This is a genomic window from Streptomyces sp. NRRL F-6492, from assembly GCF_001280125.1.
In the GTDB taxonomy this organism is placed as follows: Bacteria; Actinomycetota; Actinomycetes; order Streptomycetales; family Streptomycetaceae; genus Streptomyces.
Genome location: NZ_LGEG01000228.1, coordinates 1 through 24,670, shown reverse-complemented (window position 1 = coordinate 24,670; position 24,670 = coordinate 1). Strand labels below are relative to the sequence as shown.

Genomic DNA, 24,670 nt, shown 5'->3' with positions numbered 1-24,670 from the left:
GAACGTGACGGGGATCGCACTCCGGACGATCCCCGTTTGCGAACGGCACGACCGCGCAGGAGAGCCTCTTGTGTGTTTCCGGAGAGAGGACGAACGGTCATGCCGGCCACCGATCACGACCCCGCGGCCGACCCCGGGGCCCTGAGACGCCACCCCCGGCTCTTCAGGGCCGTCAACCGGCGCAAGCAGCCCCGGCTGCGGCGGACCGACATCACGGTGACGGACGAGGCGGCGGTCAGGCGGGCCGTGCGGGCGGCCTCGCTCGGCAACGCCATGGAGTGGTTCGACTTCGGGATCTACGCCTACCTCGCCGTCACCCTCGGACACGTCTTCTTCCCGTCCGGGAACGACACGGTCCAGCTCCTGTCGTCGTTCGCGACGTTCGCCGTCGCCTTCCTGGTCCGCCCGCTCGGCGGCATGTTCTTCGGCCCGATGGGCGACCGGCTCGGCCGCAAGAAGGTCCTCGCGCTGACCATGATCCTGATGGCGGCCGGCACCTTCGCGATCGGCCTGATCCCGTCGTACGCCTCCATCGGCTTCTGGGCGCCGGTCCTCCTGATCTCCTTCCGGATGCTCCAGGGCTTCTCGACCGGCGGTGAGTACGGCGGGGCCTCGACCTTCATCGCCGAGTACGCGCCCGACCGGCGCCGGGGCTACTTCGGCAGCTTCCTGGAGTTCGGCACCCTGGCGGGGTACGTCGGCGCGGCCGGCCTGGTGACGGCGCTCACCGCGTGGCTCGGCTCCGACACGATGGAGGCCTGGGGCTGGCGCGTGCCGTTCCTGGTGGCGGGGCCGCTGGGCCTGGTCGGCCTCCACCTGCGGATGCGGCTCGACGAGACGCCGGCGTTCCAGCGCCTGGAGTCCGACGCGGCGCACCCCTCGGAGGCGGCGGACGCGGTGGAGACCACGACCAAGGGCGACCTGGCGAAGATCTTCCGGCGGCAGTGGCCGATGCTGCTGCTGTGCGTCGCGCTGGTGGGCGCGTACAACATCACCGACTACATGGTCCTGTCGTACATGCCGACGTACCTCTCGGACGAGCTCGGCTACAGCGAGACCCACGGCCTGCTGATCCTGCTCCTGGTGATGGTGCTCCTCATGCTGGTCATCACCCGGGTGGGCAGGCTGAACGACCGCTTCGGCCGCAAGCCGGTCCTGATGGCGGGCATGCTGGGCTTCCTCTTCCTCTCCCTCCCGGCGTTCCTGCTGATCGGCCGGGGCGGGATCCCGGCGATCACGGCGGGCATGCTGATGCTGGGCCTCTCCCTCGTCTGCATGCTCGGCACCATGTCGGCGGCGCTCCCGGCCCTCTTCCCCACGGACGTCCGCTACGGCTCCCTCTCGGTGGGCTACAACCTCTCCACCTCCCTCTTCGGCGGCACGACCCCCCTCGTGATCACGGCCCTGATCGGCGCGACCGGGAACAACCTGATGCCGGCGTACTACGCGATGGGCGCGGCCCTCGTCGGCGTCATCGCCGTGGCCTGCATGAAGGAGACGGCCCAGCAGCCCCTGGAGGGCTCGCCCCCGTCGGTGGAGACCCACGAGGAGGCGGCGGAGATGGTGATGGCCCGGGCACCGGAGCCGAAGTTCTGACCTCTCCTCTTCGACGAACGGCCCGCACCGGTTTCGCTTCCGGCGCGGGCCGTTCGCCTTTCCCGCCGGTTGCGATATTCGTACGCGATATGACGTGACCGTCCGATATTCGGCTCGTTGATCTGTACGAGATCCGTACAAGGAGGGGGCCGGATGGGGACGAGCGCGTACACGCGGGAACGGCTCGGCGCCGCCGTGGCGGAGTCGAGGGGGTGGGCGGATCTGATGCGGCGGCTCGGGGTCGCCGAGAGCGGTGGGCGACGCCGGGCACTGCAGTCGAAGGTCGCCGAGTACGGCATCGACACCAGCCATTTCAAGCAGCGCAGCCCTTGGCGCAAGTACACGGACGACGCCATCGCCGAAGCCGTCGCCACCTCGACGACGCTGCGCGAAGTCGTACAGAAGCTCGGGGTGCCACCGGCGACCGGAACCCTCTCGCACATCCGGCGCCGTATCGCGGCGGCCGGAATCGACGTCGGTCATTTCCCGGGGCTGAACCGCTCGACCACGGATCTGCCGTTCACCACGGACGAGCTCCGGACAGCGGTGGCAGCCGCACTCGGCGTCAGAGAGGTGGCCCGCCTGTTGGGCGTGGCCGACGACAGCCGGTCCCGTGCCGCGCTCAGGCACATGCTGCACGAGCGGGGCATCGACATCGCCCACTTCACCCACAGGCGTGCCCATGTGCCCGAGGAGAGTCTGCGGGCAGCGGTGGACGGGGCCACCAGCTTCGCCGACGTGATGCGGGCCCTCGGGCTCCCGGTGAGCGACCAGAACCACCGGCGGGTCAGGCGGTGGGTGGCCGGGCTCGGCCTCGACACCTCGCACTTCAAGCGGCGGACGTGGGGTGCGGTGCGGGCCACCGCGCCCTCACCGAGGTGGGCGTTCCGTACCGCTGCGTCGAGTGCGGGAACGAAGGTGAATGGCGGGACCGGCCCATCACTCTGCAGATCGACCACATCAACGGTGACTGACTCGACAATCGCCGGGAGAACCTTCGTTATCTCTGCCTCAACTGCCACTCGATGACTGAGACGTGGTGTCGCGGGAAGCATCGCCGTCCCCCGCAAACGAGCATCAAGTGACCGCTACCATGTCAGGTAGGCGGCCGTAGCCAAACTGGTATCGGCGGGTGTTTTAGGGGCATCTGGGAGAAATCCTGTGTGGGTTCGAATCCCACCGGCCGCACTCCCTGTGGCCTGCGAGTCGAAGGCTTGATTCGCAGGCCACAGTCATGCCTCAGCCCAGCAGCTCCCGCACCACCGGCACCAGCGCCCGGAACGCCTTGCCGCGGTGGCTGATCGCGTTCTTCTCGGCCGGGGTCAGTTCCGCGCAGGTGACGTCGTGGCCCTCGGGCTGGAGGATCGGGTCGTAGCCGAAGCCGTTGGTGCCGACCGGGGTGTGGCGGAGGGTGCCCGGCAGGGTGCCCTCGACGACGCGTTCCGTGCCGTCCGGGAGGGCGAGGGCGGCGGCGCAGGCGAAGTAGGCGCCGCGGTGTTCGTCCGCGATGTCGGAGAGCTGGGCCAGGAGCAGGTCCAGGTTGGCGCGGTCGTCGCCGTGGGTGCCGGACCAGCGGGCGGAGAAGATGCCGGGGGCGCCGTTGAGGACGTCGACGCAGAGGCCCGAGTCGTCGGCGACGGCGGGCAGGCCGGTGGCCCGCGCGAGGGCGTGGGCCTTGAGGAGGGCGTTCTCCGCGAAGGTGACGCCGGTCTCCTTGACGTCGGGCACCTCCGGATACGCGTCCGCGCCGACGAGTTCGAGGTCGAGGCCCGCGTCGGCGAGGATCGCGTGGAGTTCGGTGATCTTTCCCGCGTTGCGGGTGGCGAGGATCAGACGGGTCATGCCCTTGATTATCCCGGGAGCGGTCAGCCCGGTGTGCAGACCTTCGTGACCTCGCCCGCCGCGTTCGTGATCGGCGTGACGTCCGGGGTGGTGTCGCCGTTCTTGACCGCCGTGCGGACGGAGTCGACGCCCTTGTTCAGGTCGTCGACGGCCTTGGAGAGGTCCGCGTTGTCGGTGGTGTTCTTGAGGTTGCCCAGTTCGGTGGAGATCGAGGTCAGGGCCTCCTCGATCTGCGTCGGGTCGTTCGAGGCGCTGGAGACGGCCTGCTGGAGCTTGCTCACCGAGGTGGCTATCGCGTCGGCGGTCTTGACGCAGTCCATGGCGGTGTCGAGGGCCGCGCAGCCGCTCAGGACGGTGGTGAGCGTGGCGGCCGTGGCCACGGCGAGTGCGATGCGGCGCTTCAAGGTGGGTCCTCCCCCTGGGTGGGACGGGCGGGCGGGCGCACGGATCGTATCCGCGCGCCCGTTGTCCGTCAGGACGCCGTGGCGCCCCGCAGGGTTCCTCAGAGGGTTCCTTCGAGGGCCTTGCGCTGGAGTTCGGCCAGGTCGGCGCAGCCGCCGGAGGCGAGGTCGAGGAGGGCGTTGAGCTCCTTGCGGTCGAAGGGCTCGGCCTCGGCGGTGCCCTGGACCTCGACGAAGCGGCCGTCGCCGGTGCAGACGACGTTCATGTCGGTATCGGCGCGGACGTCCTCCTCGTAACAGAGGTCGAGGAGGGGGACGCCGTCGACGATGCCGACGGAGACGGCGGCGACGGTGCCGGTGAGGGGCTTGCGGCCGGCCTTCACCAGCTTCTTGGACTGGGCCCAGGCGACGGCGTCGGCGAGGGCGACGTACGCGCCGGTGATGGCGGCGGTGCGGGTGCCGCCGTCGGCCTGGAGGACGTCGCAGTCGAGGACGATCGTGTTCTCGCCGAGCGCCTTGTAGTCGATGACGGCGCGCAGGGAGCGGCCGATGAGGCGGGAGATCTCGTGGGTGCGGCCGCCGATCTTGCCGCGGACGGACTCGCGGTCGCCGCGGGTGTTGGTGGAGCGGGGGAGCATGGAGTACTCCCCGGTGACCCAGCCCTCGCCGCTGCCCTTGCGCCAGCGCGGGACGCCTTCGGTGACGGAGGCGGTGCAGAAGACCTTGGTGTCGCCGAAGGAGATGAGGACGGAGCCCTCGGCGTGCTTGCTCCATCCGCGTTCGATGGTGACGGGGCGGAGCTGTTCGGGGGTACGGCCGTCGATGCGAGACATGGGTCGAGCCTAGCGGGACACGGGGAGGGGCCCGTTCCCCGCCGGGCGCCCGGGTGCCCGGGTACGGCGAAGGGCCCGTTCCCCTGCCGGAACGGGCCCCTGCCGATGCGAGTCGGTCGCTCGCATCAGGTCCTCACATCAGGTCTTCGATCTCCGCGGCGATCGGGTCCGCGTCGGTGCCGATGACGACCTGGATGGCGGTGCCCATCTTCACGACGCCGTGGGCGCCGGCGGCCTTCAGGGCGGCCTCGTCGACGAGGGCGGCGTCCACGACCTCGGTGCGCAGGCGGGTGATGCAGCCTTCGACCTCTTCGATGTTCTCGATGCCGCCGAGCCCGGCGACGATCTTCTCAGCCTTGGTGGCCATGTGTTTCTCCCTGTCGTTCCGTTCGCGAGGACGCGAATCCCGGCGCACCTGCGGTCCGCTTTGCCACGGTAACCCACGGTTGGCCCAACTTCGCGAGCGAGTGCCGCCGTTCTGCCGAATGATGACGATCACCGGCGGCCTGTCCCCAGCGGGCTCCCGGAGCCTACCGCAACTGGTCTACACCAGTGTGCAACGAGACGCGCACCCGGCTTGTTCCGGGCAGGGAGGACGCCCATGAGTAGCGACAGCGCCGCGGCCGCGCCGAAGAAGTCCTGGGGCAGCGGTCTCTTCCAGGGCCTCCAGAAGATGGGCCGCAGCCTCCAGCTCCCCATCGCCGTCCTGCCGGCCGCGGGCATCATCAACCGGCTCGGGCAGCCGGACGTCTTCGGCGCCGACGGCCTCGGCTGGGACAACGTCGCCAAGGTGATGGCGGGCGCGGGCGGCGCGCTGCTCGACGGCAGCCTCGGCCTGCCGCTGCTGTTCTGCATCGGCGTCGCGATCGGCATGGCGAAGAAGGCGGACGGTTCGACGGCGCTGGCGGCCGTGGTCGGCTTCCTCGTCTACTACACGGTGCTCCGTCAGTTCCCGAAGGACTGCCCCGAGGGGACGCGGGACATCGTGGGCGGCTGCCTGGGCGCGGACGACTCCTTCGCGGGGTACACGTACCAGAACCCCGGCGTCTTCGGCGGCATCCTCATGGGCCTGTTCACCGCGTACCTGTGGCAGCGCTACCACCGGAAGAAGCTGGTCGACTGGCTGGGCTTCTTCAACGGCCGCCGTCTCGTCCCGATCATCATGACGTTCGTGGCGATCGCGTTCGCCGCGCTCTGCCTGTGGATCTGGCCGCCGATCGGCGACGCCCTGGAGAGCTTCAGCGACTGGCTGGTCGGGCTCGGCGCGTGGGGTTCGGGCATCTTCGGCGTGGCGAACCGGGCGCTGCTCGTCATCGGCCTCCACCAGTTCCTCAACGTGCCGATCTGGTTCCAGTTCGGCACGTACACGAAGCCGGACGGCACGGTGGTCCACGGTGACATCCCCATGTTCCTGGCGGGCGACCCGAACGCCGGGCAGTTCCTGACGGGCTTCTTCCCGATCATGATGTTCGCGCTGCCGGCGGCGGCGCTCGCGATCACCCACTGCGCCAGGCCGCACCGGCGCAAGGAGGTCGGCGGTCTGATGCTGTCGGTGGCCCTGACCTCGTTCGTCACCGGCATCACCGAGCCGCTGGAGTACTCGTTCCTCTTCATCGCCCCGGTGCTGTACGCGATCCACGCGGTGCTCACCGGCGTCTCGATGGCGGTGACCTGGGCGCTCGGCGTGAAGGACGGCTTCAGCTTCTCGGCCGGTCTGATCGACTACGTGATCAACTGGAACCTCGCGACCAAGCCGTGGCTGATCATCCCGATCGGGCTGGGCTTCGCGGTCGTGTACTACGTGATCTTCCGGTTCGCGATCACCAAGTTCAACCTCCCGACCCCCGGCCGCGAGCCGGAGGAGGTGGAGGCGGAGATGGAGCGCGACAACGTGAAGTGAGCCCGCCGCACCCCTCGCGCCAGCCCCGCCGCACCTCCTGCGGCAGCCCGCCGCACCCCTCGCGCCGACCCCGCCGCGCCTCCCCCGGCGGGGCGCTCCCAGGCCCCCGGACCCCACGGTCCGGGGGCCTTTCCGTGCCCGCTACGGAGCGTGTCCGATCGGGTGAGAATTCACAGGTTCCTTATCTAAGTCGCGCGTGCTAAAACTGGTCTACACCACTCATTGGTGTAGACCACGCGGTCCAGACCACCGCGTTCCACGAGACGCCGCCGTCACCCCCTTTCCACTTCTCTGGCGGCGCCTTGCCTTACTGGAGGAAGTTGATGAGTACGGCCACCGCCCCGGCCGCCGCTCCCGCCAAGAAGCGCGGATCCGGCCTGTTCCAGGGCCTGCAGAAGGTCGGTCGCAGCCTGCAGCTGCCGATCGCCGTCCTGCCGGCCGCGGGTATCCTGCTCCGTCTCGGCCAGCCCGACGTCTTCGGCAAGGACGGACTGGGCTGGGACAAGGTCGCCTCCGTGTTCGCCACGGCCGGTGACGCTGTCTTCTCGAACCTGCCCCTGCTGTTCTGCATCGGCGTCGCCATCGGCTTCGCCAAGAAGGCCGACGGCTCGACCGCCCTCGCCGCCCTCGTCGGCTTCCTGGTCTACAGCAACGTCCTCAAGGCGTTCCCGGTCACCGACGCCGTCGTCAACACCACCGCCAACAAGGGTGTCGACGTCGCCGCGACCTACAACAACCCGGGTGTCCTCGGCGGCATCCTCATGGGTCTGATCGCCGCCGTCCTGTGGCAGAAGTTCCACCGCACCAAGCTGGTCGACTGGCTCGGCTTCTTCAACGGCCGCCGCCTCGTCCCGATCATCATGGCCTTCGTCGGCACCCTCGTCGGCGTGGTCTTCGGCCTGGTCTGGGAGCCCATCGGCAACGGCATCTCCAGCTTCGGCGAGTGGATGACCGGCCTCGGCTCGGTCGGCGCCGGCCTCTTCGGCCTCATCAACCGCGCGCTGATCCCGGTCGGCATGCACCAGTTCGTGAACACCGTCTCCTGGTTCCAGATCGGTGACTTCACCAACGCGGCCGGCGAGGTCGTCCACGGTGACCTGAACCGCTTCTTCGCCGGTGACCCGAGCGCCGGAATCTTCATGTCGGGCTTCTTCCCGATCATGATGTTCGGCCTCCCGGCCGCCGCCCTCGCCATCGCGCACTCCGCCCGCCCGGAGCGCCGCAAGGCCGTCATGGGCATGATGGTCTCGCTCGCGCTGACCTCCTTCGTCACCGGCATCACGGAGCCGATCGAGTTCACCTTCATGTTCATCGCGCCGCTGCTGTACGCGATCCACGCGGTCCTCACCGCCGTGTCCATGGCCGTGACCTGGGCCCTCGGCGTGCACGCGGGCTTCACCTTCTCCGCGGGCTTCATCGACTACGCGCTGAACTGGAACCTCGCGACCAAGCCGTGGCTGATCATCCCGATCGGTCTCGTCTTCGCGGCGGTCTACTACGTGGTCTTCCGCTTCGCGATCACCAAGTTCAACCTCACCACCCCGGGCCGCGAGCCCGAGGAGGAGATCGAGGACCTCACCAAGGCGTGAGTCCCGCCCCCGCAACGCCGAAGGGCCCCGGAACCGTACGGTTCCGGGGCCCTTCGCCCGTACTCGGGCCCGTACGTCAGACCTCGTACACCGCGCCCGATCTCGCCAGCTCCGACGGCCCCGCGTACACCTCGCGCGCGTCCGCCAGGTTCCGCTCGCCGTCCGTCCACGGCGGGATGTGGGTGAGGACGAGGCGGCCCACCCCGGCGCGGGCCGCCTGGGCGCCGGCCTCGCGGCCGTTGAGGTGGAGGTCGGGGATGTCCTCCTTGCCGTGGGTGAAGGAGGCCTCGCAGAGGAAGAGGTCGACGCCCTCGGCCAGCTCGTCCAGCGCCTCGCAGGCGCCGGTGTCCCCGGAGTACGCGAGGGAGCGGCCGCCGTGCTCGACCCGGATGCCGTACGCCTCGACCGGATGGCACACCTTCTCCGTGCGGACGGAGAACGGGCCGAGCTCGAAGCCGGCCGACTTCAGCGTGTGGAAGTCGAAGACCTCGCTCATCGCGGTGGGCGACGGCGTGTCCGCGTACGCCGTGGTCAGGCGCTGCTCGGCGCCGTCGGGGGCGAAGACGGGGATCGCGTCGCAGCGTCCGCCCTCGTGCCGGTAGTAGCGGGCGACGAAGTACCCGCACATGTCGATGCAGTGGTCGGCGTGCAGATGGCTGAGGAAGATCGCGTCGAGGTCGTACAGACCGATGTGGCGCTGCAACTCGCCCAGGGCGCCGTTGCCCATGTCGAGGAGCAGCCGGAAGCCGTCGGCCTCGACGAGGTAGCTCGAACAGGCCGAGTCCGCGGACGGGAACGACCCCGAGCAGCCGACGACGGTGAGCTTCATGGAGCGTGAACCTCCGTGGACGGGTGCGGGAAGGCGCAGGGGAGGGGAGGCTGTGCGGTCTGTCGAGCGTAAGGCGCACCGGGGCCCGTCGCTCCTTCGCGGTGGCCGGTTGTGGGCGAACTCACGGGCTCTGTCACCGGTTCGGATGGATGGCGCCCCGCCACGGCGCAGGGAACCGCGCGCCGGTACCGTCGTGCGGTATGGACACGTCGTGGTGGCCCGCGCTCGTCGCGGTCGTGGTGCTCGCACTGGTGGTGGCGCTCGTCGGCGGGTGGAGGCGGTCGCCGCGCCGGCCCTCCTCCTCCCGCCGTCCCCCGGGGCGGACCCGGCCCCCGGCGCGGCCGTCGGCCCGGCCCGCGGAGCCGCGCAAGGGACGGGGCCCGAAGGCGGGTGAGATCTGGTGGGCGGACGTGCCCTTCGAGGACGGGCCCGGGTCCAAGGACCGGCCCTGCCTGGTGCTCTCGGTGCGCGGGAGCGGCGCGCTCGTCGCCAAGATCACCAGCAGGCACCACGAGGAGCGGCCCGGGGTGATCGCGCTGCCGCCGGGGGTGGTGGGCGACGCGCGGGGGCGGCAGAGCTTCCTGGAGACGGACGAGCTGCGGAACGTGCCGGTGGCGGACTTCCGGCGCAGGGTGGGAGAGGTGGACCCGGCCCTGTGGGACCGGGTCCGTCATCTCGCGCGCTGAGGACCGCGGGAGCGGCTCAGGCCCAGAGCTGGCCCTGGACCGTCTCGATGGCCTCTTCCGTCGTGGCGGCCGTGTAGAGGCCGGTCGACAGGTACTTCCAGCCGCCGTCGGCGACGACGAAGGCGATGTCGGCGCTCTCCCCCGCCTTGACGGCCTTGTTGCCGACGCCGATGGCCGCGTGCAGGGCCGCGCCGGTGGAGACGCCCGCGAAGATGCCCTCCTCCTGGAGGAGTTCGCGGGTGCGGGTGACGGCGTCGGCGGAGCCGACGGAGAAGCGGGTGGTGAGGACGGAGGCGTCGTACAGCTCCGGTACGAAGCCCTCGTCGAGGTTGCGCAGGCCGTAGACGAGGTCGTCGTAGCGCGGCTCGGCGGCCACGATCTTGACGTCGGGCTTGTGCTCGCGCAGGTAGCGGCCGACGCCCATCAGGGTGCCGGTGGTGCCGAGCCCGGCCACGAAGTGGGTGATCGAGGGCAGGTCGGCGAGGATCTCGGGGCCCGTACCGGCGTAGTGCGCACCGGCGTTGTCGGGGTTGCCGTACTGGTAAAGCATCACCCAGGACGGGTTCTCGGCGGCGAGCTCCTTGGCGACGCGCACCGCCGTGTTGGACCCGCCCGCCGCGGGGGACGGGACGATCTCCGCACCCCACATGGCGAGCAGCTGGCGCCGCTCCTCGCTGGTGTTCTCGGGCATGACGCAGACGATGCGGTAGCCCTTGAGCCTGGCGGCCATGGCGAGGGAGATGCCGGTGTTGCCGCTGGTCGGCTCCAGGATGGTGCAGCCGGGGGTGAGCCGGCCGTCCTTCTCCGCCTGCTCGATCATGTGGAGCGCGGGGCGGTCCTTGACCGAACCGGTGGGGTTGCGGTCCTCCAGCTTCGCCCAGATGCGGACGGAGTCCGAGGGCGAGAGCCGGGGGAGGCGGACCAGCGGCGTGTTGCCGACCGCCGCCAGCGGGGAGTCGTAGCGCATGTCAGACCATGCCGCCGGCCACGGCCGGGAGGATCGTGACGCTGTCGCCGTCGGAGAGCTTGGTGTCGATGCCGTCGAGGAAGCGCACGTCCTCGTCGTTCAGGTAGACGTTGACGAAGCGGCGGAGCTTGTCGCCGTCGACGATGCGGGCCTCGATCCCGGTGTGGCGGGTCTCCAGGTCGGCGAAGAGCTCGGCGAGGGTCCCACCGTTGGCCTCGACGGCCTTGGCGCCGTCGGTGTAGGTGCGGAGGATGGTCGGGATGCGGACCTCGATGGCCATGGCGTGGGCTCCTGTCGGAAGTGGCGTGATGGGCGCGCGCTGCTGGGGCCCCGCGCGGAGGGGATCGTACGGTGGGGGACGCCCGGCCGGTCGCCGCCGGCCGCTTCAGAGCGCGGCGCGGACCGGGCGGGCCGCCGTCCCGCTCGTACAGATCGCACTGGCGAGGCGGCCCAGGTCGACGTGCAGGCGTGCTACGAGCAGCGGTGTGCCCGGAGTCTCTTCGCTCACGTCGTGGGAAACCATGGGCTCATCGTATCGATTCCCGGTCCGGGTTCCGGAATGTGATCTCACATGGTGGATGCTTCCTGACCGCCTGCCGGACCGTGCAGGTAGACGACGGTCGGGCTGCCCGTTCTGGGGTGCGGGACGACCTCCGCGTCCACCCCGTAGACGGCGTCGAGGAGGGCCGGGGTGAGGACCTCGGCGGGGGTGCCGCCGGTGACGACCCGGCCCCGCTCCAGGACGTAGATCCGGTCGCAGTACGCCCCCGCCAGGTTGAGGTCGTGCAGGGCGAGCAGGTTGGTGGTGCCCAGGGTGCGGACGAGGCCGAGGACGTCCAGCTGGTGGCGGATGTCCAGGTGGTTGGTGGGCTCGTCGAGGACGAGCAGGGCCGGTTCCTGGACGAGGGCGCGGGCGACCAGGGCGCGCTGGCGCTCGCCGCCGGAGAGGGTGGGGTAGGGGCGGTCGGCGAAGCCGGTGAGGCCGACGCGGGCGAGGGCGGCGTCGGCGTGCTCGCGGTCGGGGGCGGTGTCGCCCTCCCAGAAGCGCTTGTGCGGGGAGCGGCCGAGGGCGACCAGTTCGCGGACGGTGAGCTCGAAGTCGGTGCCGCTGTCCTGGGGGACGGTGGCGACGCGGCGGGCGCGGGCCTTGGGGCCGAGGGCGCGCAGGTCGTCGCCGTCGAGGAGGGCGCGTCCCGCGGTGGGGGCGAGGGTGCCGTAGACGCAGCGCAGGAGGGTGGTCTTGCCGCTGCCGTTGGGGCCGATGAGGCCGACGGTCTCGCCGGGGCGGACGGTGAGGTCGACGGAGCGGAGGCGGTCCTCGTACGCGAGGCCCTCCAGGCGCAGTTCGGTCACAGGGGCGTTCCTTCGGGGCGGCGGCGCATCAGCCAGAGGAAGAACGGGCCGCCGACGAGGGCGGTGAGGACGCCGACGGGGAGGTCCTGGGGTGCGATGAGGGTCCGGGCGCCGAGGTCGGCGAGGACCAGGGCGAGGGCGCCGCCGAGCGCGGCGACGGGCAGCAGGCGGCGGTGCGGGGCGCCGACGGCGAGCCGGGCGGCGTGCGGGGCCATGAGGCCGATGAAGCCGACGGCCCCGCTCGCGGAGACCATGACGGCGGTGACGAGGGAGACGAGGACGAAGACGGCGGCGCGGAAGCGGGCGGTGTCGAGGCCGAGGACGGTGGCGTCCTCCTCGCCGACGAGGAGCAGGTCGAGCGGGCGGGCGAGGGCGAGCAGGACGCCGAGGCCGAGGACCAGGACGGCGGCGGGCAGGACGAGGGTGTCCCAGCGGGCGCTGCCGAGGCCGCCGAGGGACCAGTACAGCGCCTCGCGGAAGTGCTCGGGGCGGCCGGCCGCGGCCAGGATCAGGGTGGTGAGGGCGGAGAGGATGTACGAGACGGCGACGCCGGCGAGGACGAGCCGGGGGCCGGTCATGGTGCCGCCGCGCCGGGCGAGTCCGTAGACGAGGACGAGGGAGACCAGGGCTCCGGCGAAGGCCCCGGCGGGCAGGGCGAGGGTGGTGGTGATCCCTCCCCCGATGCCGACGACGAGGACGAGGACGGCTCCGGCGGAGGCGCCGGAGGAGATCCCGAGGAGGAAGGGGTCGGCGAGCCGGTTGCGGACGAGGGCCTGGAGGACGGTGCCGACGACGGCGAGCCCGGCGCCGACGACGACGCCGAGCAGGAGCCGGGGCAGCCGTACGTCGAGGACGATCGTCCGGTACGGGGAGGGCCCGGCCCGGCCGGTCAGGGCGTCGACGACCTGGCCGGGCGGGACGCGGACGGAGCCGAGGGCGAGGGAGGCGAGGCAGGCGGCGGCCAGGGCGAGCAGGAGCCCGGCGACGACGGCCGGGTGGCGCAGCCGGCCGGCCGGGGGCCGGGGGCGCGGGACCCGCGCCGGAACGGTCCGCTTCTCCGTGGTGCCGGGGGCGCGGGTCCCGGTGCTCATCGGCCGGCGGCCGGGTGGAGCTGGGCGGCCAGCTTCTCGACGGCGGCGGGGACGCGGACGCCGAGGACCGCGTCGGAGAGCGGCATCACGGCGAAGCGGCGGTTCTTGATCGCGGGGACGTCCTTGAGGGCGGGGTCGTCCAGGAGCCGCTTCTTCTTCTGCTCGACGGTGGTGGAGCCGTAGTCGTAGATGACGACGACCTCGGGCCTGCGGGCGACGACCTGCTCCCAGGCGGCGTCGCCGAAGGCCTTGTCGAGGTCGGAGAAGACGTTGCGGCCGCCGGCGCGGGTGATCAGTTCGTTGCCGATGCCCTTGCCGCCGGCGGTGAAGGCGGTCTTGTCGCCGCTGTCGTAGACGAAGACGGAGACGGGCGCGACGCCCTTGAGGCGCTTCTCGTTGGCGGCGACGGTGGCGCGGGCCTCCGTGATCCACTTCTCGGCGCGGTCGGGGACGCCGAAGGTGCGGCCGACCTCGCCCACCTCCTGGTAGAGGTCGTCCACGGAGGTCTTGCCGGAGGGGCAGTACTCGGTGTTGAGGCGGGTGGATATGCCGGCCTTCTTCAGGTCGTCGCGGCCGCGGCCGTCCTTGGCGTCGAAGGCGGAGGCGTAACCGCCGTAGACGAAGTCGGGGTTCGCGGCGAGCAGGGCCTCCTTGGAGGGGTACTCCTTCGCGAGGACCGGGACGGAGTCGTAGGCCTTCTCGTAGGCGGGCAGGACCTGGTCGTCGAGGTAGGCGGTGCCGACGAGGGACTTCTCCAGGCCGAGGGCGATCATGATCTCGGTGACGTGCTGGTTCATGGTGACCGCGCGCTTCGGCGGGGCCTGGAAGGTGCTCTTCACGCCGCAGTTGGTGACGGTGTACGGGAATCCGGGGGCGGCCTTCGCCGCGGGCGCCTGCTCCGCGGGGGCCGAACAGCCGGCGAGCAGGGGGACGAGGGCGGCTGCGGGCAGCAGGACGCGGCGGGGCCGGGACATGGCGGTGTGCCTCCTCCGGGGATTTCCACGTCCCCGTTCGGTGGTGGGAGGCGGCAGGCCAGTTCCTGGCTCCCGGCGTCCTGGGGACGCCGGTCACAGTGGCGGGACCGTGCCGGATTCGCACCGGCTTCCTGGGTCCTGCCGCCCGGGTTCCGGGTCAGTGTCTCAGGCGTCGTACGCCGCGACGACCTCGACCTCTTCCTCGGTGACGACGCCGTCGACGATCGCGTAGGAGCGGAACTGGAAGGGTCCGGCGCCGTCGGTGTCGGCGGTGGAGACGAGGACGTAGTGGGCGTGCGGCTCGTTGGCGTACGTGATGTCCGTGCGGGACGGGTAGGCCTCGGTCGCGGTGTGCGAGTGGTAGACGACCACGGGCTCCTCGTCCCGGTCGTCCATCTCGCGGTAGAGCTTGAGGAGGTCCGCGGAGTCGAACTCGTAGAAGGTGGGCGAGCGGGCCGCGTTGAGCATGGGGACGAAGCGCTCGGGGCGGCCGGTGCCGGCCGGGCCCGCGACCACGCCGCAGGCCTCGTCCGGGTGGTCGGCGCGGGCGTGTTCCACGATCTGGTCGTACAGGGCCCGGGTGATGGTCAGCATGGCGACAGGATAAGCAGAGGGGCCCTCCCGTACCGAGGAGTGGTACGGAAGGGCCCGCATGCTGGGACGGGTGCGGTTTTCGCCCGGGATCAGGAGCGCTTGGCGAAGGCCGCGCCCTCGGGGTCGCGGGACTTCAGGACCAGGTAGGAGACGCCCAGGATCAGGCCCCAGACCGGCGCGCAGTAGAGCGAGACGCGGGCGCCCTCGTCGATGCCCATCATCACGATGACCATGCCGATGAAGAGGAGCGCGAACCAGCTGGTGTACGGGGCTCCCGGGGCCTTGAAGGTGGACTCGGGCAGCTCGCCGCGGTTCGCCTTGGCCCGGTAGCGGATCTGGCAGACCAGGATCATGATCCAGGCCCACATGCCGGAGATGGTGGCGAAGGAGACGACGTACTCGAAGGCCTTGCCGGGGGCGACGTAGTTGATCCAGACGCCGACGAGCATCAGCGAGGCCGAGAAGGTCAGGCCGAGCAGCGGGGTGCCGTTCTTCGTCAGCTTCGTGAAGACCTTCGGGCCCTGGCCGTTGAGCGCGAGGTCGCGCAGCATGCGGCCGGTGGAGTACATGCCCGAGTTGCAGGAGGAGAGGGCCGCGGTCAGCACCACGAAGTTGACGATGGCGGCGCCGACGCCGAGGCCCATCTTCTCGAAGGCGGCGACGAACGGGGAGACGCCCGGCTGGAACTCGGTCCACGGCACGACCGACAGGATCATGATCAGGGCGCCGACGTAGAAGACGGCGATGCGCCACGGCACGGTGTTGATGGCCTTGGGCAGGACGGTCTTCGGGTCCTTGGACTCGCCCGCGGTGACGCCGACGAGCTCGACGGCGAGGAAGGCGAACATCACGATCTGGAGCGTCATCAGCGTGCTGCCGACGCCGTTCGGGAAGAAGCCGCCCTGGTTCCACAGGTGGGCGACGGTCGCGGTGTCACCGGCGTCGGAGAAGCCGACGGTGAGGATGCCGACGCAGATCAGGATCATGCCGATGATCGCGGTGACCTTGACCATGGAGAACCAGAACTCCAGCTCGCCGAAGAGCTTCACGGAGATCAGGTTGGCGCCGTAGAGGACGAAGGTGAAGACCAGGGCGGAGATCCACTGCGGGATGTCCCACCAGTAGGTCATGTAGGTGGCCGCGGCGGTGACCTCGGTGATGCCGGTGACGACCCAGAAGAGCCAGTACGTCCAGCCGGTCACGAAGCCCCAGAACGGGCCGAGGAACTCGCGTGCGTACTCCGCGAAGGAGCCGGACACGGGGCGGTACATGAGCAGCTCGCCCAGGGCCCGCATGATGAAGAAGATGACCAGGCCCGCGATCGCGTAGGCCAGGATGAGGCTGGGGCCGGCCTTGTGGATGGCCTTGCCCGCGCCGAGGAAGAGTCCGGTGCCGATGGCACCGCCGATCGCGATCATCTGGATCTGCCGGGCGCCGAGGCCACGCTGGTAGCCCTCGCCGCCGCCCACGGCCCCGTCGGTGCCGTCGTGCTGCTTGTCGACCTGCACAGAGGTCATGGTGGTGCGCCTTTCTCCATGCTGATCCGCGCGACTGCGAGTGCGTCTGCCGCGGATCAGATCCTGATCCCCCCGGATGTGGATGGAGTGCCACCGGCGGTCAGCCGGCCCGAGCGCCCTCGGGAACAGGGGTGGCGTCCCCGAGCGGTCGTGAAGATTTATCACGGGGTGGGAGGTGATCGAGGGAGTTGCGCGTGGTGCGGGTCACATAAAAATACGGACGTACCGGATTCAAGAGGGTCAAGCGGACGCTCTGATAACGCATTCGTTATCCGGATTTGAGCGTCCGCTGAGCGAACAGTCCGCGTCGGGGACCCCCGGGGGGTTCCTCAGGAGGAGGACAGCAGGGTCTCCACGAGGGACTCCTGGAGCGCCCCCAGCCAGAGGTACGCCATCACCATCGGCTTGCGCGGGTCGGAGTCCGGCAGCCGGTACAGCCGCTCGCTCTCCTCGTCGTCCGCGACCTCCAGACGGGTCCCGATGGTCAGCCGGAGGTCGTTGAGCGCGCCGAGCCAGGCCCGGGCCTCGTCCGGGGTGAGCTTGAGGACCGCGCCGCCCTCCCCCGCCGCCTCGGCGGAGAGGGAGTCCAGGGCGCGCACCACCACGAGGGCGTCCTCGCGCTTGCGGGCCCGCAGGTCGTTCTCGGTGTAGCGGCGGAAGTCGGAGGCGGCCGCCCGCAGCTCCTCGGTGTCGTCCCCGTACGCGTCGGGGAAGAGCCGCCGCAGGGCCGGGTCGGAGGGGGGCTCGCTGGGGCCCTCGGCGAAGAGCGCGGCCAGCGGGTCCGCGTCGGCGGCGGGCTCGTCGCCCGGTCCGATCAGCTCCATGAGCTGCACGGAGAGGGAGCGGAGGATGGAGATCTCGACGTCGTCGAGGGCGACGGCCGCGCCGCCGCCGGCCAGGGCCTCGAAGCGGCCGGCCATCAGCCGCGGTCCTGGGAGAGGGTCGCCCAGAGGCCGTAGCCGTGCATCGCCTGCACGTCCCGTTCCATCTCCTCGCGGGTGCCGCTGGAGACCACCGCGCGGCCCTTGTGGTGCACGTCGAGCATCAGCTTGTGCGCCTTGTCCTTGGAGTATCCGAAGTACGACTGGAAGACGTAGGCCACGTAGCTCATCAGGTTGACCGGGTCGTTGTGCACGAGGGTCACCCAGGGCACGTCCGGTTCGACGACCGCCGATACCTCCTCGGCCGGTTCCGTACGTTCGATCTCGATAGGCGCGACGCTCACTCACCCCATGCTGCCACCCCGGGGGGCCCCTCGCACAAACGGGCCACGCCTCGGGAACGGACGCGGGACGGAAGCGGGACGGACGCGGGCACGGAAGCGGGCACGGAAGCAGGATGGGCGCGGGCACGGACGCGGGCACGGATGCGGACCTAGAAATCGTCACTCTGACGATTTCTGCGCTAGCATCGCCGACATGAACGCTGCGGACCTTGGGCTGCCGGTGGACGTGCCGTCGACCGCGCTCTTCACCGATCAGTACGAGCTGACCATGCTCCGGGCGGCCCTCGCGGCCGGCACCGCCGACCGGCGCTCCGTCTTCGAGGTCTTCACCCGGAGGCTGCCCGAGGGGCGGCGCTACGGGGTCCTCGCGGGCGTCGGGCGCGTCCTGGACGCCGTCGAGAACTTCCGCTTCGACCCGGCCGTCCTGGAGTTCCTGCGCGAGCGCTCCATCGTCGACGGGCCGACGCTGGAGTGGCTGTCCCGCTACCGCTTCTCCGGGGACGTCTGGGGATACCCCGAGGGCGAGGTGTACTTCCCCGGCTCCCCCGTCCTGCGGGTCGAGGGCTCCTTCGCGGAGTGCGTGCTCCTGGAGACCGTGATCCTCTCGATCCTCAACCACGACTCGGCCATCGCGGCCGCCGCCTCCCGCATGTCGGCCGTGGCCGGCGGGCGGGGCCTGATCGAGATGGGCGCCCGGCGCACCCACGAGCTGGCGGCCGTCGCCGCCTCCCGCGCCGCCTACGTCGGCGGCTTCGACTCCACCTCGGACCTGGCGGCCGGCTTCCGCTACGGCATCCCGACCGTCGGCACCTCCGCCCACGCCTTCACCCTGCTGCACGACAGCGAGAAGGACGCCTTCCGGGCCCAGGTGGAGACCCTGGGGCGCGGTACGACCCTGCTGGTCGACACCTACGACGTGGCCGAGGCCGTCCGGACCGCCGTCGAGGTGGCCGGGCCGGAGCTCGGGGCCGTCCGGATCGACTCCGGGGACCTGCTGCTCGTCGCCCACCGGGTGCGGGCGCAGCTGGACGAGCTGGGCGCCCGGGACACCAGGATCGTGGTCACCTCGGACCTGGACGAGTACGCCATCGCCTCGCTGGCGGCGGCCCCGGTCGACGCGTACGGGGTGGGCACGCAGCTGGTGACCGGCAGCGGCCACCCGACCTGCTCCATGGTCTACAAGCTGGTCGCGCGGGCCGCGTCGGCCGACCCGAAGGCGCCGCTCGTGCCGGTGGCCAAGAAGTCCCTGGGCGGCAAGGCCTCGGTCGGCGGCCGCAAGTGGGCGGCCCGCAGGACCGGCGCGGACGGCGTCGCCGAGGCGGAGGTCGTGGGCACCGGCCCCGTCCCGGCGGACCTCGCCGACCGGCAGCTCCTGGTCGAGCTGGTCAAGGGCGGCCGGGTGGTGGGCCGCGAGCCGCTGGAGGCCGCCAGGGCCCGGCACGTCGCGGCCCGCGCCGGGCTGCCGATGTCGGCGGTCCAGCTGTCGCGCGGCGAGCCGGTGCTGCCGACCGAGTACGCCTGACGTCCGCGCGGTACACGCGTACACAGGACGGCGTAGCCGCCGTAGTGGCCCGGGGCGCCCCCTCCCGAAGGGGAGGGGAAGTCTCTAGGCTCGATCCCACCCCCTCCGACGCCCTAAGGACACCCGCCATGCACCGCGCATTGATCGTTGTGGACGTTCAGAACGACTTCTGCGAGGGCGGCAGCCTCGCGGTGCGGGGCGGGGCGGACGTCGCCGCCGCCATCACCGACCTGGTCGGCCAGACGGCGGGCACCTCCTACCGGCACGTCGTCGCCACCCGCGACCACCACGTGGACCCGGGGGCGCACTTCGCCGCGCCCGGCGAGGAGCCGGACTACGTCACCTCCTGGCCCGTGCACTGCGTGGCGGGCACGGAGGGCGTCGGCTTCCACCCGAACTTCGCGCCCGCCGTCGCCAGCGGGGCGATCGACGCGGTCTTCGACAAGGGCGCGTACGACGCCGCGTACAGCGGTTTCGAGGGCCGGGACGAGAACGGGCTCACGCTCGCGCGGTGGCTGCGCGAGCGGGACGTCGCCGAGGTCGACGTGGTGGGGATCGCCACCGACCACTGCGTCCGGGCGACGGCCCTGGACGCGGCCCGGGAGGGCTTCCGGACCCATGTGCTGCTCGACCTGACGGCGGGCGTGGCGGAGGGGACGACGGAGCGGGCCCTGGAGGAGCTGCGGGCGGCGGGCGTGGAGCTGACCGGCAAGCCGGTGGTCTGAGGGGCCCGGGCGGGTCCTAGGCGGCGCGGCCCCGGGGCACGGCCGCCGCGGGCGCTTCGCGCACCGCCGGCTCCCTGGGCAGGGAGCGGGCCGGGTGCCAGAGCTCCTGGGCGGCGCCCGGGGTGGATCTCCACAGCAGGCCGTCGGGGTGGTGCAGGACGGCGGTGACCTCGTCCGGCGTGGGCGGCTCGGTGTTCCCCCGGAGGTAGACCGCGCGCAGCCCCAGGTTCCGCAGCCGGGTCAGGGCGCGGGCCCGGTTCGCCGCGTGGACCAGGAAGCGGACCGTGGCGCCGTCGCCGGCCGGGCTGGGCAGCCCTATGGCCACGACCACGCTGCCTCCCGGCAGCTTGCAGAACCCTCCGTTGGGCATGCGGAACCACTCCCCCGTGGTCGGTGTCAATAAGAAAAGCGTCAGACGCACCTAAACACGATCGGCCGCCGCCCGCTAGGGGGCGACGGCCGATCATGCTTTGACCTGCTGTTCTACCGATTACTTCGTGGACGGGCCCACGCGGACCGTGATCGTCTCGCCGCTCTTCGGCTCCTTGACGACCTCGATCTTGGTGTTGGTGTCAGTTACCTGGACACCGGCGCGAGCGGTCTCCTGGAACCAGTAGGTGCCCTTGCGGTCGTCGAAGACCGGGTTGCCCTTGAGCGACGGCACGAAGGTCGCGACGTCCGCCTTGTGGAGCTGGAGGGCGTCCGTCTTGTAGGTGCCGAAGGTGGAGTCGTACGCCTGGACGCGGTTGCGCATCAGGGTGCCGTCCTTCCACTTCAGCGGGGACGGGTGGGCGTCGACCGGAAGGATCAGACCCTGGCCCGGGTGGACCGCGGTGTTGTTGTCCTTCTGGGAGAGGTCCCACTTCCAGACGAGCAGGCCGTTCTGGTACGGGTAGTGCTCGACCCAGCTGGCCTTGTCGCCGGTGAACCCGAAGTTGTACGGGCCGACCTTGAGGGTCTTGTCGTACGAGACGTACTGGCGGTTCTCGGCGATGTAGTACTGCTCGTACGACTTGGTGAAGCCCTTGCCGACGCGGGAGAAGCCCTTGGCGGCCCAGCCGTTGTCACCGTTCTCGACGTTGTCGGAGAAGACGGCGGCACCGTCGGCGGTCACGGTGATGGCGTCGGCGGTGAAGCCCTTGCCGCCCGCGCCGCCGTCCGTCTGGTAGCGGAAGCGGAGGTCGAACTTCTTGCCCGCGTAGGCGGACAGGTCGTAGACCAGCTTCTTGTGGGCGCCGGAGACGTCGGTCAGCGCCGGGGCGCCGCTGGCGTCGCGCGGGATCTGCTTGCCGTCGGCGGTGCCGTCCAGGGCGGTCCAGTTGGAACCGTCGGTCGAGACCTCGGCGTACAGGTAGTCGTAGTCGAGCTCGATGTCGTACCAGCCCTGGAGCTCCAGGGAGGCGGACTTCTTGCCGGTGAGGTCGACCGCGCGGGTCAGGGTGTTCTTGAGGTCGTCACCCATGCCGCTCCACCACTGCGTGCCGCCCTCGGCGGGCGCGACGATGTCGGTGGTGACCGGCTTCTTCGGCAGCTCGACGACGAGCGCCTGCGGGTTCTTGGTGTTGTACTCGGCGACGCCCAGCTTGTGGGTGGAGTTCCACTTGCGGGCCTCGTTGGCGACCTTGGTGTAGTTCAGCCAGCCGAGCTGGAGCTTGTCCCAGGCGTTCATGTCGCCGGGCAGGTCGCCGATGGCGTCCTTGCCGCGGCCGAGCCAGGAGCCGGAGGACATGAGCGACCAGAAGCCGGTCGAGTTCTCGGCGCCGGGGAGGCCGGAGGTGTCGTACAGGTCCGGCAGACCGAGGTCGTGGCCGTACTCGTGCGCGAAGACGCCGAGGCCGCCGTTCTCCGGCTGCATCGTGTAGTCGCCGACCCAGATGCCGGAGTCGCCGATCTGCGTGCCGCCGGCCTTGTTGTTCGCCGGGCCGGTCTTGCCCGCGTTGGTGCCGTAGGCGTACCAGCGGTGGGCCCACAGGGCGTCGCCGCCCTGGGCGCCGCCGCCCGCCGACTCGTCCTCGCCCGCGTGGACGATCTGGAAGTGGTCGATGTAGCCGTCGGCCTCGTTGAAGTTGCCGTCGCCGTCGAAGTCGTACCGGTCCCACTGGTCGTACTGCGCCAGGTCGGCCTTGATCTGGGCGTCGGTGCGGCCCTTGGCCTTCTGGTCGGCGGTCCACGCGGTGACGCCGTCGCGGACGGCGTCCCAGACGTTGGCGCAGTTGCTGTTGCCGCAGTAGTTCGAGCCGTAACGGGCCTCGTTGTACTCGACCTTGACCCAGTCGGAGACGCCGCCCTCGACCGAGTAACGGCCGGACGAGGTCTTCTCGTAGTAGGTCTTGAGCGACTCCTTGGGCTGTCCCTTGGCGTCCTTGCCGGTGCCGAAGTACAGGTCCTGGAAGTGCTTCTGGTCGTAGTCCTTCTGCCAGGCCGTGGAGTTGTCGTTCTTGCGGTCCGGCTTGGCTATCTGGTTGTGCAGCGGGCCGGGCGTGCCGCCGAACTTCGGCTTCGGCTCGGTCGTGTCGTCGTCGGCGCGGTCGACGAGGGTGGTGTTGTCCACCTTGTCGCCGAACTCGACGAGGATCGTGAAGATCTTGTCGGTCTTCTCGCGGCCCAGCTCGACGTACTTCTTGCTGTCGAGCTTGACGACCTGGGAACCACCGCGGCGCTCGACCTTCTTCTTGCCGCTCAGCACCTGCTCCAGGGCGGCCTTGCGCTGCTGCGCCTGCTGCTCGCTGTAGGGGCCTTCGAGGTCGTGGTCGACCGCCGTCTTGTCGATGCCCGCACCGGGCGCGCCGGGCGCCGGGTCGTGGCGGACGTCGGCCGGCGTGACGTTGCCGTCGTTGTTGGCCCACGCGGTGGTGAACGTCGAGGCGGTGGCGGCGGTGGCCGCGAGCGCCACGACGACTGCGGACGTTCTGATCGCCCGTCGTCTGTTGGTCACTTGATGTAGTCCTCCCCGGCGCCCGCACTCACGGACCGGAGGTGGGGTGTCCGCCCGGCGGGTCGCGCGTCACAAGTGACGACATTCGACCGGAGTGAGACGAGAAAAGACAGATCTTGACTTGCACATACCAACTGCACTATGCAGGAGCCGATTTCCGGTAATCGGACACCCGGCGGACGTGCCATGAAGAAGTTTTGACGATCACGTGACCCTGTGCGCCCCCCGTGCACCGGCACCGGACGGGATCGGGCTTACCCCTCGTTCCCCGCGGGCATCCACCTTCGTAGAGTCGAACCGATGTCTTGAGGGGCGGGTACTCGTCATGCAGCGTCCGAACGCCGCACAGCTCACCTGTGGTTCGGCCACCGTCGTCCTCGCGACCGTCGCCCTGCTGCTGCTCTCCGGTACGACGACGATCCCCGGCATCCTCGCGGCCTGTGCCGTCGGGCTGCTGCTCGGGATCCTCGTGGCGGTGACGATGCCGGGGCGGACGGGGTCCGTCAAGACCCCGGCACCGACTCCCTCCGCTTCCGGAGACGAGTCGATCCGGGTGCCGGCCGCCCGCGTGGGCGGGAGGACCGGGACCCGGATCGGTTCGTGACGCCGGTGGCGCGGGTTACCACCGCGGGCTCCTACTGCGGGGTGGAGACCACCACCGTCTTCGCCGCCTTGTCGTGCAGACCCTGCTTGTAGGGCTTGTCGACCAGGATCAGGATCAGCAGGAGCAGCGGCCACAGGCAGGCGCAGCAGATCAGCGCGGGCAGCCACAGCACGACGGCGCGCAGCAGCGACTGGCTCATCGGGGGCGTCGAGCCGTCGTTGAGCATCGCGACCCGCAGCTTCATCAGCTTCTTGCCGAGGGTCCGGCCGTTCCTGGCCGTCAGGACCGTGTCGTACGCGACGAACGCGACGATCGTGATGAGCTGGAAGACCAGCTGGCCCCCGCCGTTGAAGCTGGTGACCGCGTCGCCGAAGTCGTCGTCGGTCGTCACCCGGTCGTAGACCTTGAACGGGATGCCGATGATGGCGAGCGGCACCACGACGATGACCCAGTCGATGAGCCGGGCGAGGATGCGCCGGCCGGAGTCGGCGAGCGGCGGCATCCCGGCGAGCGGGTCGGTCCCGCCGTACCCACCGCCGTAGCCGCCGCCGTACGGAGGCGGGGGCGGGGGCGCGTTGTCGTACGGGGAGCCGTACGGGTTCCCGGGCGGCGGGCCGCCGGGGGGCGGGCCGCCGGGTGGCGGGCCGCCGGGGGGCTGGCCGCCGGGTGGCGGCTGGCCGCCGGAGGGCGGCGGGGGCTCCTGGGGCCTCTTGCGGAACGGGTCCTCGTCGGGGGGCGGACCGGGCGGCGGCTGGTCGGTGCTCATGGGGGCAGTGCATCCCGGGCGAGGCGCCCCCGCAAGGAATCGCCGCCCGTTCGGGGGACCCGGCACCGGCCCGGTCCCCGCGGGCTCAGCGCGCCACGAAGGTGCGGGCGGCCTTGTCGTGCCAGCACTGGCGCCAGGGCCGGTCGAAGACGCACCACAGGACGTTGAGGACGCCGACGGCCAGGAGGCCCAGGACGCCGTACACGAGCCAGCGCTTCAGGGACCCGCCGAACGTCGGCGGCTCGTGCGCCTCGATGTCCCGCACCTGGATCCCGCAGAGCTTCTTGCCGAGGGTGCGGCCCCACTTGGCGGTCGGCAGCACCTCGTACAGGATCCCGACGACGACGAGGGCGGCGAGCGCGATGCCGAACTGGACGGAGGTCGTCGAGTCCACCAGCCAGACCTGGACGGTGGTGCCGGACTGCCTGGCCGCCTCGATCTTGCCCTCGATGTGGTCGAGGGCGGCGGTCAGGAAGGGGAGGGCGGCCGCGCCTGCGAGGGCGCCCGTGACGGCGGAGTCGATCAGACGGGCGAGCAGGCGCCTGCCGAGCCCGGCGGGGCGCGCGGAGGCCTGCGCGCGGGCCGCCTGGAGGAACGGGTCCTCGACCGGGGGCTTCCAGGGGACGACCGGGGGTTGGGGCTGCTCCTGGGACGGGGAGGGGGACGGGGGCTGGGGCTGCGGCTGCGGCTGCGGCTGTGCCTGCGGCTGGGGCTGGGGCTG

The 24,670-nt window shown here is 70.9% G+C and carries 27 protein-coding genes, 1 tRNA gene and 1 riboswitch; of the genes, 9 read left to right on the top strand and 19 right to left on the bottom strand.

Annotated elements, in window-relative coordinates; all coding sequences use genetic code 11:
• Positions 1-99: 99 nt before the first annotated feature.
• The 3 genes from proP (at position 100) to ADL08_RS22120 (ending at position 2,784) form a co-directional block, all read left to right on the top strand.
• Complete coding sequence (gene proP / locus ADL08_RS22130) at positions 100-1,596, top strand: glycine betaine/L-proline transporter ProP (protein ID WP_053645667.1); 1,497 nt, start codon at positions 100-102, stop codon at positions 1,594-1,596.
• 153 nt (positions 1,597-1,749) lie between these two features.
• Positions 1,750-2,625, top strand: coding sequence for an HNH endonuclease (locus ADL08_RS22125; protein WP_234352225.1), 876 nt, complete (start codon positions 1,750-1,752; stop codon positions 2,623-2,625).
• A gap of 75 nt (positions 2,626-2,700) precedes the next feature.
• A tRNA-Leu gene (locus ADL08_RS22120) sits at positions 2,701-2,784 on the top strand.
• A gap of 51 nt (positions 2,785-2,835) precedes the next feature.
• On the opposite strand, the gene rdgB is transcribed toward ADL08_RS22120, so the two are convergent.
• From rdgB to ADL08_RS22100, 4 genes are all read right to left on the bottom strand, one after another.
• A complete protein-coding gene (gene rdgB / locus ADL08_RS22115; protein ID WP_053645665.1) occupies positions 2,836-3,438 on the bottom strand; it encodes an RdgB/HAM1 family non-canonical purine NTP pyrophosphatase in 603 nt (200 codons plus the stop codon).
• A gap of 23 nt (positions 3,439-3,461) precedes the next feature.
• Positions 3,462-3,842, bottom strand: a complete 381-nt coding sequence (locus tag ADL08_RS22110; RefSeq protein ID WP_053645663.1) for a hypothetical protein — start codon at positions 3,840-3,842, stop codon at positions 3,462-3,464.
• Positions 3,843-3,940: 98 nt separating this feature from the next.
• Positions 3,941-4,672: a ribonuclease PH gene (gene rph / locus ADL08_RS22105; RefSeq protein ID WP_053645661.1), complete on the bottom strand. Its 732-nt coding sequence runs from the start codon at positions 4,670-4,672 to the stop codon at positions 3,941-3,943.
• 133 nt (positions 4,673-4,805) lie between these two features.
• Complete coding sequence (locus ADL08_RS22100; protein WP_267889583.1) at positions 4,806-5,087, bottom strand: PTS glucose/sucrose transporter subunit IIB; 282 nt, start codon at positions 5,085-5,087, stop codon at positions 4,806-4,808.
• Positions 5,088-5,273: 186 nt separating this feature from the next.
• Here ADL08_RS22100 and ADL08_RS22095 point away from each other — a divergent pair, with 186 nt between their 5' ends.
• A complete protein-coding gene (locus tag ADL08_RS22095) occupies positions 5,274-6,572 on the top strand; it encodes a PTS transporter subunit EIIC (protein WP_053645657.1) in 1,299 nt (432 codons plus the stop codon).
• Positions 6,573-6,895: 323 nt separating this feature from the next.
• Positions 6,896-8,161, top strand: a complete 1,266-nt coding sequence (locus tag ADL08_RS22090) for a PTS transporter subunit EIIC (protein ID WP_053645655.1) — start codon at positions 6,896-6,898, stop codon at positions 8,159-8,161.
• A 76-nt stretch (positions 8,162-8,237) separates the two neighbouring features.
• On the opposite strand, the gene ADL08_RS22085 is transcribed toward ADL08_RS22090, so the two are convergent.
• The gene (locus tag ADL08_RS22085) at positions 8,238-8,990 is read right to left on the bottom strand and encodes an MBL fold metallo-hydrolase (RefSeq protein ID WP_053645653.1); all 753 of its coding nucleotides are present in this window, start codon (positions 8,988-8,990) and stop codon (positions 8,238-8,240) included.
• Between the two features lie 200 nt (positions 8,991-9,190).
• Between ADL08_RS22085 and ADL08_RS22080 the strand changes: the two genes are divergently transcribed.
• Positions 9,191-9,676 (top strand): type II toxin-antitoxin system PemK/MazF family toxin, encoded by a 486-nt coding sequence (locus ADL08_RS22080; protein WP_053645651.1) that lies wholly within the window; start codon positions 9,191-9,193, stop codon positions 9,674-9,676.
• A gap of 16 nt (positions 9,677-9,692) precedes the next feature.
• On the opposite strand, the gene ADL08_RS22075 is transcribed toward ADL08_RS22080, so the two are convergent.
• The 10 genes from ADL08_RS22075 to clpS all read right to left on the bottom strand — a co-directional run bounded on the left by ADL08_RS22075 (position 9,693) and on the right by clpS (position 17,397).
• Positions 9,693-10,643: a PLP-dependent cysteine synthase family protein gene (locus tag ADL08_RS22075; RefSeq protein WP_053645649.1), complete on the bottom strand. Its 951-nt coding sequence runs from the start codon at positions 10,641-10,643 to the stop codon at positions 9,693-9,695.
• A gap of 1 nt (position 10,644) precedes the next feature.
• On the bottom strand, positions 10,645-10,923 hold the full coding sequence (locus tag ADL08_RS22070; RefSeq protein WP_053645647.1) for a MoaD/ThiS family protein: 279 nt from the start codon (positions 10,921-10,923) through the stop codon (positions 10,645-10,647).
• A gap of 105 nt (positions 10,924-11,028) precedes the next feature.
• Positions 11,029-11,166: a putative leader peptide gene (locus ADL08_RS37290; protein WP_159043107.1), complete on the bottom strand. Its 138-nt coding sequence runs from the start codon at positions 11,164-11,166 to the stop codon at positions 11,029-11,031.
• A gap of 44 nt (positions 11,167-11,210) precedes the next feature.
• Positions 11,211-11,996 (bottom strand): ABC transporter ATP-binding protein, encoded by a 786-nt coding sequence (locus tag ADL08_RS22065; protein WP_053645645.1) that lies wholly within the window; start codon positions 11,994-11,996, stop codon positions 11,211-11,213.
• Positions 11,993-13,087, bottom strand: a complete 1,095-nt coding sequence (locus tag ADL08_RS22060) for a FecCD family ABC transporter permease (protein ID WP_078968330.1) — start codon at positions 13,085-13,087, stop codon at positions 11,993-11,995. The genes ADL08_RS22065 and ADL08_RS22060 overlap by 4 nt, the downstream gene beginning before the upstream one ends.
• Complete coding sequence (locus ADL08_RS22055; RefSeq protein ID WP_053645643.1) at positions 13,084-14,061, bottom strand: ABC transporter substrate-binding protein; 978 nt, start codon at positions 14,059-14,061, stop codon at positions 13,084-13,086. Before ADL08_RS22055 ends, ADL08_RS22060 begins: the two co-directional genes overlap by 4 nt.
• A 59-nt stretch (positions 14,062-14,120) precedes the next feature.
• Positions 14,121-14,195, bottom strand: a riboswitch (cobalamin riboswitch).
• 31 nt (positions 14,196-14,226) lie between these two features.
• A complete protein-coding gene (locus tag ADL08_RS22050) occupies positions 14,227-14,655 on the bottom strand; it encodes a Mov34/MPN/PAD-1 family protein (protein WP_053645641.1) in 429 nt (142 codons plus the stop codon).
• An 89-nt stretch (positions 14,656-14,744) separates the two neighbouring features.
• Positions 14,745-16,172 carry an amino acid permease gene (locus ADL08_RS22045; RefSeq protein WP_053645639.1) on the bottom strand — a complete coding sequence of 476 codons (1,428 nt, stop codon included), beginning with the start codon at positions 16,170-16,172 and terminating at the stop codon, positions 14,745-14,747.
• 329 nt (positions 16,173-16,501) lie between these two features.
• Positions 16,502-17,092: a DUF2017 domain-containing protein gene (locus tag ADL08_RS22040; RefSeq protein ID WP_053645637.1), complete on the bottom strand. Its 591-nt coding sequence runs from the start codon at positions 17,090-17,092 to the stop codon at positions 16,502-16,504.
• Positions 17,092-17,397, bottom strand: a complete 306-nt coding sequence (clpS, locus tag ADL08_RS22035) for an ATP-dependent Clp protease adapter ClpS (RefSeq protein WP_053645635.1) — start codon at positions 17,395-17,397, stop codon at positions 17,092-17,094. The genes ADL08_RS22040 and clpS overlap by 1 nt, the downstream gene beginning before the upstream one ends.
• Before the next feature lie 193 nt (positions 17,398-17,590).
• Between clpS and ADL08_RS22030 the strand changes: the two genes are divergently transcribed.
• Both ADL08_RS22030 and ADL08_RS22025 read left to right on the top strand, forming a co-directional pair.
• The gene (locus tag ADL08_RS22030; protein WP_078968329.1) at positions 17,591-18,919 is read left to right on the top strand and encodes a nicotinate phosphoribosyltransferase; all 1,329 of its coding nucleotides are present in this window, start codon (positions 17,591-17,593) and stop codon (positions 18,917-18,919) included.
• A 128-nt stretch (positions 18,920-19,047) separates the two neighbouring features.
• Complete coding sequence (locus ADL08_RS22025; protein ID WP_053645630.1) at positions 19,048-19,644, top strand: isochorismatase family protein; 597 nt, start codon at positions 19,048-19,050, stop codon at positions 19,642-19,644.
• Positions 19,645-19,660: 16 nt separating this feature from the next.
• On the opposite strand, the gene ADL08_RS22020 is transcribed toward ADL08_RS22025, so the two are convergent.
• Both ADL08_RS22020 and ADL08_RS22015 read right to left on the bottom strand, forming a co-directional pair.
• A complete protein-coding gene (locus tag ADL08_RS22020) occupies positions 19,661-20,014 on the bottom strand; it encodes a hypothetical protein (RefSeq protein WP_053645628.1) in 354 nt (117 codons plus the stop codon).
• Positions 20,015-20,134: 120 nt separating this feature from the next.
• Positions 20,135-22,579, bottom strand: a complete 2,445-nt coding sequence (locus tag ADL08_RS22015) for an immune inhibitor A domain-containing protein (protein ID WP_053645627.1) — start codon at positions 22,577-22,579, stop codon at positions 20,135-20,137.
• 325 nt (positions 22,580-22,904) lie between these two features.
• Here ADL08_RS22015 and ADL08_RS22010 point away from each other — a divergent pair, with 325 nt between their 5' ends.
• On the top strand, positions 22,905-23,183 hold the full coding sequence (locus ADL08_RS22010) for a hypothetical protein (RefSeq protein WP_053645625.1): 279 nt from the start codon (positions 22,905-22,907) through the stop codon (positions 23,181-23,183).
• A gap of 31 nt (positions 23,184-23,214) precedes the next feature.
• On the opposite strand, the gene ADL08_RS22005 is transcribed toward ADL08_RS22010, so the two are convergent.
• Positions 23,215-23,949, bottom strand: a complete 735-nt coding sequence (locus ADL08_RS22005) for an RDD family protein (RefSeq protein ID WP_053645623.1) — start codon at positions 23,947-23,949, stop codon at positions 23,215-23,217.
• An 85-nt stretch (positions 23,950-24,034) separates the two neighbouring features.
• Positions 24,035-24,670: RDD family protein (locus ADL08_RS22000; RefSeq protein WP_199837060.1), on the bottom strand; the 636-nt coding region annotated here is incomplete at its 5' end.